Annotated in this window: 10 protein-coding genes, 1 other RNA gene and 1 riboswitch; all 11 genes read right to left on the reverse strand. The window is 39.2% G+C overall.

Going from position 1 to position 12,507, the window contains the following annotated elements; all coding sequences use genetic code 11:
* Positions 1-162: 162 nt before the first annotated feature.
* Entirely contained in the window at positions 163-1,476 is a 1,314-nt protein-coding gene (locus ABIE66_RS16915) for a nucleobase:cation symporter-2 family protein (protein WP_289315883.1), read from the reverse strand.
* The gene (locus ABIE66_RS16920; RefSeq protein WP_370015647.1) at positions 1,469-2,068 is read right to left on the reverse strand and encodes a xanthine phosphoribosyltransferase; all 600 of its coding nucleotides are present in this window, start codon (positions 2,066-2,068) and stop codon (positions 1,469-1,471) included. The genes ABIE66_RS16915 and ABIE66_RS16920 overlap by 8 nt, the downstream gene beginning before the upstream one ends.
* 163 nt (positions 2,069-2,231) lie before the next feature.
* A riboswitch (purine riboswitch) is annotated at positions 2,232-2,333 on the reverse strand.
* 368 nt (positions 2,334-2,701) lie between these two features.
* Positions 2,702-4,216, reverse strand: coding sequence for a carboxypeptidase M32 (locus ABIE66_RS16925; RefSeq protein ID WP_289325562.1), 1,515 nt, complete (start codon positions 4,214-4,216; stop codon positions 2,702-2,704).
* A 127-nt stretch (positions 4,217-4,343) separates the two neighbouring features.
* Positions 4,344-6,260 carry an ATP-dependent DNA helicase gene (locus tag ABIE66_RS16930; protein ID WP_370015650.1) on the reverse strand — a complete coding sequence of 639 codons (1,917 nt, stop codon included), beginning with the start codon at positions 6,258-6,260 and terminating at the stop codon, positions 4,344-4,346.
* A 228-nt stretch (positions 6,261-6,488) separates the two neighbouring features.
* On the reverse strand, positions 6,489-6,689 hold the full coding sequence (locus tag ABIE66_RS16935) for a cold-shock protein (RefSeq protein WP_034307871.1): 201 nt from the start codon (positions 6,687-6,689) through the stop codon (positions 6,489-6,491).
* Between the two features lie 203 nt (positions 6,690-6,892).
* Complete coding sequence (locus ABIE66_RS16940; protein WP_289325564.1) at positions 6,893-8,032, reverse strand: THUMP domain-containing class I SAM-dependent RNA methyltransferase; 1,140 nt, start codon at positions 8,030-8,032, stop codon at positions 6,893-6,895.
* Between the two features lie 659 nt (positions 8,033-8,691).
* An RNA gene (gene rnpB, locus ABIE66_RS16945) (RNase P RNA component class B) lies at positions 8,692-9,080 on the reverse strand.
* A gap of 80 nt (positions 9,081-9,160) precedes the next feature.
* Positions 9,161-9,472, reverse strand: a complete 312-nt coding sequence (gene gpsB / locus ABIE66_RS16950; protein WP_289315878.1) for a cell division regulator GpsB — start codon at positions 9,470-9,472, stop codon at positions 9,161-9,163.
* 202 nt (positions 9,473-9,674) lie between these two features.
* Positions 9,675-10,226 carry an SLOG family protein gene (locus ABIE66_RS16955; protein WP_370015654.1) on the reverse strand — a complete coding sequence of 184 codons (552 nt, stop codon included), beginning with the start codon at positions 10,224-10,226 and terminating at the stop codon, positions 9,675-9,677.
* Positions 10,227-10,291: 65 nt separating this feature from the next.
* Positions 10,292-10,774 (reverse strand): CotD family spore coat protein, encoded by a 483-nt coding sequence (locus ABIE66_RS16960; RefSeq protein WP_370015656.1) that lies wholly within the window; start codon positions 10,772-10,774, stop codon positions 10,292-10,294.
* Positions 10,775-11,230: 456 nt separating this feature from the next.
* Positions 11,231-12,490 (reverse strand): ribonuclease H-like domain-containing protein, encoded by a 1,260-nt coding sequence (locus tag ABIE66_RS16965; RefSeq protein ID WP_289325567.1) that lies wholly within the window; start codon positions 12,488-12,490, stop codon positions 11,231-11,233.
* Positions 12,491-12,507 lie beyond the last annotated feature (17 nt).

The following is a 12,507-nucleotide window of genomic DNA, read 5'->3' on the forward strand; positions in this document are numbered from 1 at the left end:
TGAAGAGAGTTTCCTTTTATCTGACAAAATCTCATTTCATGAAAAAACTTCATTATCAATGATATGTCTTCGCGCGGAAATATAAAATGCCCCTAATCCATCATCTGAGGATTTGGGGCATTTTATGGGTGAATCTATCAAGTATACCGAATCTATTTTTAATCAGGCTACATTCTGCCTTTCAATACGCGCTTCCTTCACTTTCCCTTTTGTAGGGACGATGTTAAAGACGATGTTCAGGAAAATGGCTGTCAGACTTCCAGCCACGATTCCATTATCCGTTAATATTTGAATGCTTTCCGGAATTTTAGCAAAAAGCTCAGGAACGACCGTGACCCCAAGTCCCATACCTACGGAACAAGCGATGATCAATAAATTTTCTTGAGAGGCAAAATCCACTTTACTTAACATCTTAATTCCAGCGGCAATCACCATTCCGAACATGGCAACCATTGCCCCGCCTAACACGGAGGAAGGAATAATCGTCGTGAATGCACCAATTTTCGGAACAAAGCCAATGAAAATGAGCATGCCCGCTGTTGTATAAATGACATTTCTTGTTTTTATTCCCGACAATTGAATCAAACCGACATTTTGTGAAAATGCTGTATATGGAAAAGCATTAAACAAACCGCCGAGCATGATGGCAAGCCCTTCAGAACGATATCCACGCGCGAGATCGTCTTCCGATATCTCTTTGTCCGTGATTTCTCCTAAGGCATAATAAACGCCAGTCGATTCCACTAAGCTGACGATCGCCACCAAGGTCATTGTAATGATAGCCGTGATATTGAAAGTCGGAGTGCCAAAGTAGAAAAAATGAGGCAAATGCAACCAAGTGGCACTTGCTACTGAGCTAAAATCAACTTTTCCAAGGAAGAAAGCGACAAATGTCCCGACTAACAGTCCTAGTAAAATAGAGATGGAGCGTACGAACCCCGTTGAAAATTTATACATGAAAATGATGAATAACAAAGTTCCAAAACCAAGAGCTACATTATCCAAGTTGCCGAAATCAGGAGCACCTTGGCCGCCGCCAAGATTGTTGATGGCGACAGGAATGAGTGTGATCCCAATAATCATAACGACTGATCCAGTAACGACCGGTGGGAAAAACCTTGCCAGTTTCCCAAAGAACTTACTAATTATTATGACGATCAATCCTGACACTAAAATGGCTCCATAAATGGTGGAGATTCCATATTGGGTACCTACCGCGATCATGGGGCTAACTGCCGTGAAAGTACAGCCTAAAACGACGGGAAGCCCAATTCCAAAGAATTTATTTTTCCAGACTTGTAATAACGTCGCTATTCCGCACATTAAAATGTCTATCGAAACTAAATAGGTTAACTGCGCAGCTGTTAAACCCAATGCACCTCCGACAATCAGTGGAACGACGATCGCACCTGCATACATTGCAAGAACATGTTGTAGTCCTAAGGAAGCAACTTTTAATGGTGATTGATTAGACATTGACGGTTGCCCCTTCCTTTTCCTCAGCGAACGTTATCTCACCGAATTTCAACTCTGCAATTCGCGCAAGGGATTCCACTTGAAAACCTTGTTCCCTAAGATCCTTACCGCCACTTTGGAATGCTTTTTCAATAACGATGCCGATACCGGCCACTTCTGCTCCAACCTGATTACAGATATCCACCAAGCCCCGGGCTGCTTCTCCGACCGCAAGGAAGTCATCGATGATCAAAACCTTATCTCCAGCTTCAATATATTTATTGGAAACAGTAATTGTATTGGTTTCTTTTTTTGTAAAGGAATGTACGGACGCCGTTACTAAATCATTTGTTAAAGTAAGTGATTTACGTTTACGGGCAAAAATTAACGGAACTTCCAATTCCAAGGCAGCCATCAAACCAGGTCCAATGCCTGAAGATTCAATTGTCAGCACTTTTGTTATTTCTTTTTGTTCGAAACGTTTTACGAATTCTTTACCGATTTCTTTCATTAGCATAGGATCCATTTGATGATTTAAGAATGAATCTACTTTTAAAATATCTTCTGATAAAGCTTGACCCTCGGACAAGATTTTTTCCTTTAAAAGTTGCATGAAGGTTCCTCCCAATCTTGGATGTTATATTGACCCATAAACCATGCAATTGTTTCGCGGCATATAAAAAAGCCCAAGAAACATTGCGGCACTTTTTTGGAGTGAAGCAATATTTCTTGGGCATGAATGAAAAATGAATCAGCAAAAGCCTTCCATTATGCAACAAGATCTATTACTCACCCATAGTCGAATTATTTACGGTAATCCGGTAGAAACTTGCAGGCCATATCCCTGCTATTATACGAGTGAAAATTTTTATTTTATTAATATATGAATTATAACAACGCTGGCTCTATTTGAAAAGTCATTTTTAACAAAAACCGAACTTTCAATTAAAAAAAGTAAGTATTATTCGTATTATTTGAAAATTATGAAATCACCAAGACTGATTAACATGGATTTACCCATTAACAAATAACCACTTACTGTTATCCTGCGCATGCACTTCAGTGGATTCCATACCAAACCGCCCAGGCGATAGGTGGTACTATACTCTTTTTTGGAATCACTCCAAGAAGAGGGTGAAACGAAATAACACAGTTTTTTAAGTTTTGGAAAATTATGAATTTGATTAACGCAGCTATAAAAAAAGAAGAAGGCCTTGAAATAATTCCAAGGCCCTCTTCTTTTGATTCATTTGATTTTATAAACTTCTTTATATTTATTTTCAAGATACTTTATTAAATACTGAACATTCAAGCCTTCACCTGTCGTTTCCTTCAAAATCTCCAGAGGCTTTTTAGTTTTTCCGTATTTATGTATCTTTTCATTAAGCCATTCCCTGATTGGAGCAATATCACCCGCTTCCAACAGTCCATCAAAATCAGGCAAATCTTTAAGCATCGACTGCTTGATTTGGGCTGCATACATATATCCCAATGCATAAGATGGGAAATAACCAAAGCTGCCATCTGACCAGTGTACATCTTGTAAAACGCCCATGGCATCATTTTCAGGTACAATCCCCAAATAATCCTTGTATTTTTCATTCCAGACTTTTGGTAAATCCTTCACCTCGAGTTCTCCATTAAAGAGAGCCTTTTCCAATTCATACCGAATCATAATATGTAGGGGATACGTCAGTTCATCTGCTTCAATACGGATGAACGATGGTTTTGATTCGTTAATGCCCCGGTAAAATTCATCCAGCGTCACATCATCGAATTGTTCGGGAGCATATTCTTTTAATAGGGTGAATTTGTTTTTCCAGAAGCTATAGTTCCGTCCAATGAAATTTTCGAAAAACAAAGATTGTGATTCATGGATTCCCATTGATGTCCCACTATCGAGCAGTGTTCCGGTTAACTCTTCGGCGATATTCTGCTCATAAATGGCATGTCCACATTCATGAATGGTACCGAATATTGCCCCCCGGAAATCATTTTCATCGTAACGGGTCGTCACACGGACATCGCCCCTGTTTATTCCAGTTGCAAAAGGGTGAACCGTTTCATCCAGCCTGCCAGAATTGAAATCGTATCCTAGCTGTTTTAAAACTTCCAGGTTGAGTTGATGCTGCTTTTCTTTTGGAAATTCTTTGTAAAGGAACGCTGTTTCAGGTCTATGTTCGCTTTCAGCAATCTGTTTTACCAGAGGGACTATCCTTGACCGAAGCTCACTGAATACGCTGTCAAGTATATCTACAGTCATGCCTGGTTCATACATGTCTAAAAGGGTATTATATTTCTGCCCTTCATATCCCCAATACTCTACGAACTTACGAGTGTAGGCAACAATTTGCTCAAGATAAGGTTGAAATAATGAAAAATCAGCTTTTTCCCTTGCCTCTTCCCACGCACTTTCAGAACGGGATTGTAAAATGACGAATTCCTTATATTCGTTTGCAGGAATTTTCTTATTTCTTTCAAACTCTTTTTTACACTCTTGAACCATTTTATTCGTCGTTTCACTAAGAGTCGCTTCCTCCATCGAAAGTTCTGTAATGAAGGATTCCATTTCTTTACTTGTGATCATATTAAAAACCTCGGAGGAAAGTACCCCGATAACTTCAGAACGCTGCTCAACGCCCTTTTTCGGTGCACCTGTACGCAAGTCCCAAAAAATTAACGCGAGCGCTTCATTATAGGCCGAGATTTTCTTGACATATTCTTTAAATTCTTTTTCAATCAAATCGATACCCTTTTTCATATCCACAGCTCCTTCCAAATACACTTTACCATATTATACAAAAATCTTTCATATCAGAACTACTTCGTTTAATAAAATAAAATAAGAGCCAAGGGGGCCCTTGGCTCTTATTTTGGATTGGATTGACTTAAAGCGTTACAGGAAGAACGGATACAATCTTCTCTTTCACCTGTTCCGAAAGGTTCTTTTCAATCAAAATCTGTACGGTTCCCGAGTCATTGCTTGTCCTGATCAATCGCCCTATTCCCTGACGCAATCGAAGGAGCATGTATGGAAGGTCCACTTCTTCAAATGCATCGGTAACCGAGTTACGTTTGGCCTCGAATACTGGATCGCGTGGCGGGAATGGAAGGGAGTGTATCACTACATTTTGTAATGAAGGTCCTGGAACATCAAGACCTTCCCATAAATGATAGGAGAAAAGAACAGAGTGCTCATTCTCTTGAAACTTCTTAACAAGCTCGCTGATTTCCGCTTCACCTTCAAAATAAAAAGGATAGGTTGATATTGGGCAGTTTTCCTTGAACCAATGCAATTCTTCTTTTGATTGGAATAACACAAGTGTTCGACCTTCATTTTCCTCAATTGTCTTCATCGTATATTGAAGTTTTGCCAATTGGTCTCCATTTTCGAAGACCGGCATGTTCATTTTCATGACTTCATCGTAATCGAATGGTGACTCAACTGAGAAGCTGTCATACTTTTCTATCCCTAAGCTATCTGCAATGTATTGGAAAGATTTATTATCCGATAATGTAGCCGATGAAAAAATGTAAGGGATTTTTTTAGAGAATACCTGTTCAGACAAAATATCCTGTACAAGCCTTGGCATGATGACCAATGTTTTGGTCATTTCATTTTCTTCAAACCAGGAAACGGCCTGTTCATCCTTCACAAATAGGGAAAGGGAGTAACCCAGCTGTTCTAAATATTCTTCCGTCACTTTTAAATCATAGTCATTGATCGTGTACATTTCCGCTTCAAAAACAAGGTTTTCCTCTAACTCTTCAACCTTTTTATGAAGTTTCTGGGCAAAGCTTGTTATCTCTTTGGACATCGGGATTTCATAACGATTAGATCCGCTTACATGTATGGCTTTTTCATCCAACAAATCAAAAAACTCTTCATTGATATCAATTAAGTCCTCAATGATGTATAAGGTTTCTTCACGAACCTGATTGGCAGTAAGCAATTCTAAAACCGAAGCAAGGGTTTGTTCCCCAACTTTATAAGTTAAAGCCTTTTGAGCAGCAAACTCCAATAGATGGCCTTCATCAAAGACAACGCAGCTATGTTCAGGCAATAATGGCAACTGTCCTTCACGCTTACGTTTTTCCTTAGTCCATACATGCTCCATAAAGAAGTCATGTGAACAAATGATCAAATCGCTTGATTTTCGGTAGTGGTCCCGTGATAGGGTTTGTCCACAACGATGGCGTTTATCACAAGTAAAACAGTTTTGAAGCTGATCCCAGCCAACTTTAGACCAGTCTTCATCATTTAAATATGGATACTGTTTACGGTCCCCATATGCTGTATAGGCGTTCATGGATGAGTTATCATGGACAAACTTGGGAAGTTCATCATAGAGCTGATCTATTCCCTCTGAATCTTCATGATTCACTGCGTGATCCAATTTCTTAAGACATACATATTGATCGTGATATTTGGCAAGCCGAACATCCACTTCAATACCTAAGGCATTCTTGATTTTTTGGATGTCGCCTTCTTCTTTGACAAGCTGTTCAATCAACGTTTCGTCTGCACACGAAATAATTGCCGGTTTGTTCGTATATCTCGCATAACAAATCGCATATAGTAAATAGACCAAGGTCTTACCGGTCCCTACCCCTGCTTCAGCAAAACTTACATTCTTTTCTTTAAAGGCTTTTTCTAACTGAAAAGCCATGAAGATCTGTTCGTCACGCAGCTCAAATCCTTTTTCGGGAAGAATATCGTAAAAAACATCACCGATCCATTCTGAAAGCTTATCGTAAAAAGAGTCTTCCTTTGTTACCGAAAAAGGCAGTGTTTTAAGCATCATGGTCTCCCCTTTTATCTATCATCAGTATATCGAATCCACATTATAATATATCTAGGCAAAAGTATATTATCCTTTATTTCACATTAATAGTCAAGATATTTACCCTACCATCAGAAATGAAATGTATAAAGCATGTTTTTCTTCTATGTATGCTGTCAGGTTACCCGACTCGTAAAATAAAAGACAGGCTCCTTTAGAGAGCCTGTCTGTAAATAATATAGGGTTGAATTAAGCTTTGTTTACGTTTGATGCTTGTGGTCCACGTTGACCTTGTTCTACATCAAATGTAACGTCTTGGCCTTCTTCAAGTGTTTTGAAACCTTCGCCTTGGATAGCTGAGAAATGTACGAATACATCGTCTCCACCTTCACGTTCGATGAATCCAAAACCTTTTTCTGCGTTAAACCATTTTACTTTACCTTGTTCCATTTTTGTTGCCTCCTAGTGTGTTTTCCACACATTATATTACTATCCTTGCTCATTGAATATTAAGGTATTCCTTAAATCTGAACAAAAATAATTCATTATTAGAATAACAGAAAAGGAAATGATAAGCAAGACTGGAACCTATTATGAATAAAACGTCCTGACTATCAAAATTCACCGTTATATTCTACCCACTCATTTTCACCTTAAAACTGTTTCGGCGGTCTTTTTCCCCAATACTGATAAAGGTCTGCACGGATGAAACCATTGAAAAGCTTCCTTTTTTTCGTTGCAGGCTTACCGTAATGCTGTTCAAAGTCAGGATTGGAGGTAATCATGTATACTGACCAAGTATCAAGCTTCTTGAAGGCTTGTCCCATTTCCCTATACATCTGTTCAACGGCTTTTTTCTCACCTAGACGCTCTCCGTAAGGGGGGTTCCCGACAATGACACCATACTCTTTCCTAGTCGAGATATCCCTCACTTGCATTTGTTTGAATTCAACCAGATCTCCAAGACCGGCCTCAAAACTATTCGCTTTAGATATTTCTACCATCCGATGGTCGATATCACAACCGGTTATGTCCAAGTACTGATCATAATCGGCTAAATCTTCAGCCTCAACCCTTGCTTCATCCCATACCTTGCTGTCCATCCACGACCAGGTTTCAGAAACGAACTCCCTGTTAAACCCAGGTGCTATGTTCTGCCCAATTAAGGCAGCCTCGATAGGAATCGTTCCTGATCCACAAAACGGATCAATGAAAGGCATATCCGGTTTCCAATTGGTCAGCATGATTAACGCAGCCGCCAATGTTTCTTTAAGGGGAGCCTCCCCCTGCCCTGTCCGATACCCTCGTTTATGCAAACCTGCACCTGAAGTGTCCATGGTAAGTGTCACTACATCTTTTAAGATAGACACTTCAATTTTAAATAAAGGACCCGTCTCCGCAAACCAAGATACCTGCTTATATTTACTTTTCAATCTATCAACAATCGCCTTTTTGACGATAGCCTGACAATCAGGGACACTGTAGAGCTGGGACTTAACCGATTTCCCACTCACTGGGAACTCGACATCGGCTGATAAGTAATCTTCCCAATTCAAGGCCTTTGTTTTTTCAAACAACTCATCAAATGAATATGCTTTAAATTCTGCGACCTTAATTTTCACCCTGTCTGCACTCCGCAGCCATAAATTAGAGCGGGCAATGGCAGATTGGTCCCCTTTGTACGTGATTTTACCATTTTCGACTTGACAATCGTAACCAAGATCCCGAACCTCCTTGGCGACAATTGATTCCAATCCCATTGCTGATGTTGCGATAATATCGAATTGTTTCATTAATCCTGCACCTTCTTTCCATTAATCCAAATCAATTGTACCTTTACCTAATTCCTTCATTATAAGAATAAAGAATTGGGAATCGATTTTAGACATGTAAACCTTATTTAAAAGTTCCACCGTCAATTTATTTTTGCTTAGAATTCGTCATTGATTTCCTGAAAAAAATGTCGTTGTCATCTAGCGAGAGCATTTTTTATAGTAACCGGAAAATCAAACTCAATAAAATAAAGTTTTACTCAATTATCCATCAAGGTAAACGCTGCAAATATTTATCCATACAGCGAAGGACCATTTATTCACACCAAATATGTATACCTTATAAAGAAATGCTTCCCATTCATTGACCAGAAAATTTGAAGTCATGTCTTAATACCTTCAAATAGAAACCAAACAGAACCTTTATAAATAGGATGCCCCAGAATCAAGGAATGCTTAACATTTCAACGCTATTTTAAAAAACGTTACGGACAGACGTCAATCAAGCAATTGTCCTCCTGCTGGAATTAAAAACTTGCCAAGTTCTTAGTTTAACACAGCTGAGTTTCAGAAAACGAAAAATAAATTGGAATGCCCCCTTTTTTATTCAAAGGCAATCTCCATAAACAAAAACTCTCCTTTTAAAAGGAGAGTTGTGCTTTTAGTGTTATATGATAACGTTCTGTAAGCCATGTTTTGTTCCTCAGTACTGCAAGCGACTCGCGTCTCGTACTTCGGCGGTAATCATCTATCTACAGAAGCATGGCTTCTGTCCTTCTCCTCGTTCATTTCCAAGGAAGAAAGCGCCCCTACCATTAATTTGGGTTTCTCGCTCGTGGGGTTTACCTCGTTCCACCCTTTACATTTCTGTAAAGGCTCCGTCACTGTGGCACTTTTATAGGTATTCATGCCATATCCAAAAGGACTTAGGCATTTTCCCAGCCGTCAGCAATCCAAGATTGCTGCCCAAGCTTATTTTTTCGCCAGGCACGAACACTACGGACATCTCAGTCCGTGCGAGCATGGACTTTCCTCTACTGCAAAAATGCAGCAGCAATTACCCAAACGTTAACATAACATAATTGATTATACTCCATTATTCATGAAAACACAATACCAAAATCAATTTCACTTTTACAAAGCAAAACCTCAATCAAAAAGCTTGTTTCCGAAAACGTGCTTTTCCAAGTTGGATAACCGTTTAAGGATGTCAAAGTTAGTGGTTCCAGGAGTGGCACTGGGAGCAGGTTGATTTGGACGTTTTGTACTCTCTTCAGCTTGTTTTTTCAATTTAAGATTTTCTTGTTTAAGATCTTCAATTTCCTGATGGAACACTTCATAATCTTTAATGATCAGATCCAGGAATTGATCCACGTCTTCAGGTTTATAACCGCGCATGGCTGGTTTAAAATCTTTCTCAAGAATATCTTTAGCCGTTAATTTTATCTTATCGGATAGCATAAGACTTCACCTCAATACTTTCGCCAATACAATCGACTTTTTATTATTTTTTCAAATCTGCTTGGGTTTGTCAACGAAACACCTTTTTATTTGCATAATGTTTCAGTGAACGATATGTACTCCCATGAATCTGTATCTAAATTTCATCATAATATGAATATGCTTTAGAAACAACTTTTAATCCATAATTATTTTCACTCTGTCATTCTTCGGACCAGCTGCTTTCTTCCGCAGCCAGCTGCAGATCATCAAAGTTTATCTGAAAGATGGGGTAAGGCTGTGTTTCCGCTTTTTTCTTCGCTTCGAAATATGGATATCGGGCTGACCCTTCTTTTTCGGCATCGAAAATGATGAGCATGGCATCGCTTTTATGGACCATATACTTATTTTTGATTTTCAGCTGTTGTGGCCCTTCATATGGCTTGTTGAAAATGGATTCAACAAAATCGGCACGGGCCAAAATGGATCGGTAATAGTCTTGATTCGTCTCATTCCATGACTCTTCCTGTTTCAGGAAAGGAGTAAGCACCCCTAATTTAAGCTGATTATATTCTTCCTGCATTTCGAACACCACTTCGGCACCCCATAGTTCCGTACCCAACTGACCTGATATTATCACCCATTCCAGCCCATCTTCCACCAATGGCAGAAGACGTTGCTTCATCGCTTTCTTTATATATTTTACGGCTTCATGGTCATTTTTGAAAATCCCGAATTCAAAAGCTTTGTAGCCAGTCATATACAAAACCTTCATTGCTTGGCCAATCTCCTTATAACATGATTATGTATGAAAACAAGGGCTTAATAAGCCCTTATTTTTTAGTATCCGAAATGCCTAGGCGGACAGCATGGGTTATGCGGCGGCCTTCCACATATCAAGTGTTGATTATAGCACTCGTTCACCACGGATTGAGTATGCGGGAAGTAATGCTTAAACGTGTTCACCTGTTTATTGACAGTCGTTGTATGTGATGGATGAACGACAGGAATAACTGTGTTCGATACATTCGTATTAACATGTTGCTGTGTTGGAGAGACTTGAGCTGGGGCAACTTGAGATGGAGATGTTTGTGCTGGACCAAATTGCCCTGGAGACACAGCAGTTGGACTATAGGCTCCCATTACGTTAGAGTTTTTACCGGTTGACGCTCCCATTACGTTATTGGGGTGTTTACCGGTTGATGCGCCCATTACTCCAGGTGCGTTCCCGTATGCACCCATTACATTGTTGGATGCGCCCATTACATTGTTGGATGCTCCCATTACATGGGGTTTATTTCCTCCACAATTACGAAAATACATTTATAATTCGTCCCCTTTCATCATGATAAGTTTAGTCTTACCATTACAGACTATGAGAAAAAGGGGAGACGTGTACTGATGAAATGACCTATTTATACAGAATAAGTATAAAACTATGTATGGCTGTCAATTAGTACACTTTAATTATAATATGGCTAACCCTTCAAATGCACCGAGGGTAATTTTCTATAAAAAGGAATAGAGACTGTCTTTTAATGATGTAAATAAAACAATCGTTAAACAAAGGACTACAAAAAATAGAAATAAAGTCGTTTTATACATTTCTCCGCTCCGCTTTCACCTTAAATTTATATGATGTAAAGGTATGAAATGAATGCCTCGGAATTTCACCCTCAACTCTTTCCATTTTACACATAATAGTTGAAGGCTACAATATTTGTATCCACATTTTTTTTTCAGCCTTTCGCACTAAAAGACAATTCCGATTCCCTTATCTTATACAGAAATACCCTTAGATTCCTCTTTCTTTTCGAGCCGCCGGATCCTCTTTTCCAATTCCAACTGTTTTTTCCCTGGAATGGTCCCTTCCCTCACCATCTCTTGTTGTGCAATTTTTGCACATTTTAGAGCAGTTCCGACTTCCTTAAATTGATGTTCATATAATTTTGCACATTCAATTTGTGCCTGTATCCTTATTTGCACATTCCCTTTTAGGGCGACTTCCTTCCAAATTTCCAATGCTTCATTGAATTGTTGTTGCTTCTTTTTCTGGAAGGCTAAGGCATGGCCTGCAATTATCCGATCTTCCTCATTTCCCGCTTCCACTATTTTTTCATATGTCTCGACTGACTCCTCTTTTTTACCCAGATAAGCGAGCCAGCGTGCAATTTCCATGGACTCTTCCGTATATCCATCGATTTGGAGAATTTTCCGGGACAAATGAATATACAATGTTATCAGTGATAAGATATCCAATTCATTATGCTTCATGATTCCAAACAAAATTTCTGGATTCTTCCTCTCAACAAAATCAAAATAAATCATCGGTGCCAAATATCCAGGAATATCATCCTCCCTATGCACACCTAGAATATCTGTTTCGACTACTGATAATTTCACTCGTTCCAATTTGTTTTTCCAAAGGCGTCTTGAAGCATGATATAAATCGAAATGTCCGAATTCCGGTAGTTTTGGTACATGTTCCTTTACCAAAGTATGTCTGGTTTTTAGCTGGGGCCAATCAAAGGATTTACCATTATATGTGACAAGCGTTTCGTAATTGATGTTTTCCAGAAAGCTCTGGTAAAGCGGTATTTCACTTCCGGGCTGCGGAAGGATATGTTGTTTCACGACAACTTCTTCACCTTCTAAATAGGCATAACCTAGTAAAAAAATGGTGTTGCCGGCTCCGCCTCCAAGCCCTGTTGTTTCCGTATCGAAGAAAAACAGGTCTTCACTTTTAACGCCCTTAGCGGATAGTGGATGCTCCAAAGAGGTTTGATTCCACTCTTTTACGATCTTTTTCAGCTCAGAAAATGCATATAACCCGTGTTTATGATTTATAGGGTAGCGGACCTCCCTAATGAAACAATAGTCATCATCGAAATGAAAGGAAACGGTATCGTTCTCCTGCCACTTTTCAAGATAAGGAATTTCTTCATTCACTATATGGTTATTTTCTTCTTCGGAAGGATGTTTCACTGGCTCCAGGTTCATATGCGTTTTCATACGGTTCAATTTATTTTTTAATGACATAAACTACACCTCTTTTC

This window comes from Peribacillus sp. B2I2, from assembly GCF_041261685.1.
GTDB lineage: Bacteria > Bacillota > Bacilli > Bacillales > DSM-1321 > Peribacillus.

Coding starts and splice junctions, on each gene's coding strand:
- ABIE66_RS16915 (WP_289315883.1), bottom strand. CDS start 1,476: ATGTCTAATCAATCACCATTAAAAGTTGCTTCCTTAGGACTACAACAT.
- ABIE66_RS16920 (WP_370015647.1), bottom strand. CDS start 2,068: ATGCAACTTTTAAAGGAAAAAATCTTGTCCGAGGGTCAAGCTTTATCA.
- ABIE66_RS16925 (WP_289325562.1), bottom strand. CDS start 4,216: ATGAAAAAGGGTATCGATTTGATTGAAAAAGAATTTAAAGAATATGTC.
- ABIE66_RS16930 (WP_370015650.1), bottom strand. CDS start 6,260: ATGATGCTTAAAACACTGCCTTTTTCGGTAACAAAGGAAGACTCTTTT.
- ABIE66_RS16935 (WP_034307871.1), bottom strand. CDS start 6,689: ATGGAACAAGGTAAAGTAAAATGGTTTAACGCAGAAAAAGGTTTTGGA.
- ABIE66_RS16940 (WP_289325564.1), bottom strand. CDS start 8,032: ATGAAACAATTCGATATTATCGCAACATCAGCAATGGGATTGGAATCA.
- gpsB (WP_289315878.1), bottom strand. CDS start 9,472: ATGCTATCCGATAAGATAAAATTAACGGCTAAAGATATTCTTGAGAAA.
- ABIE66_RS16955 (WP_370015654.1), bottom strand. CDS start 10,226: ATGAAGGTTTTGTATATGACTGGCTACAAAGCTTTTGAATTCGGGATT.
- ABIE66_RS16960 (WP_370015656.1), bottom strand. CDS start 10,774: ATGTATTTTCGTAATTGTGGAGGAAATAAACCCCATGTAATGGGAGCA.
- ABIE66_RS16965 (WP_289325567.1), bottom strand. CDS start 12,490: ATGTCATTAAAAAATAAATTGAACCGTATGAAAACGCATATGAACCTG.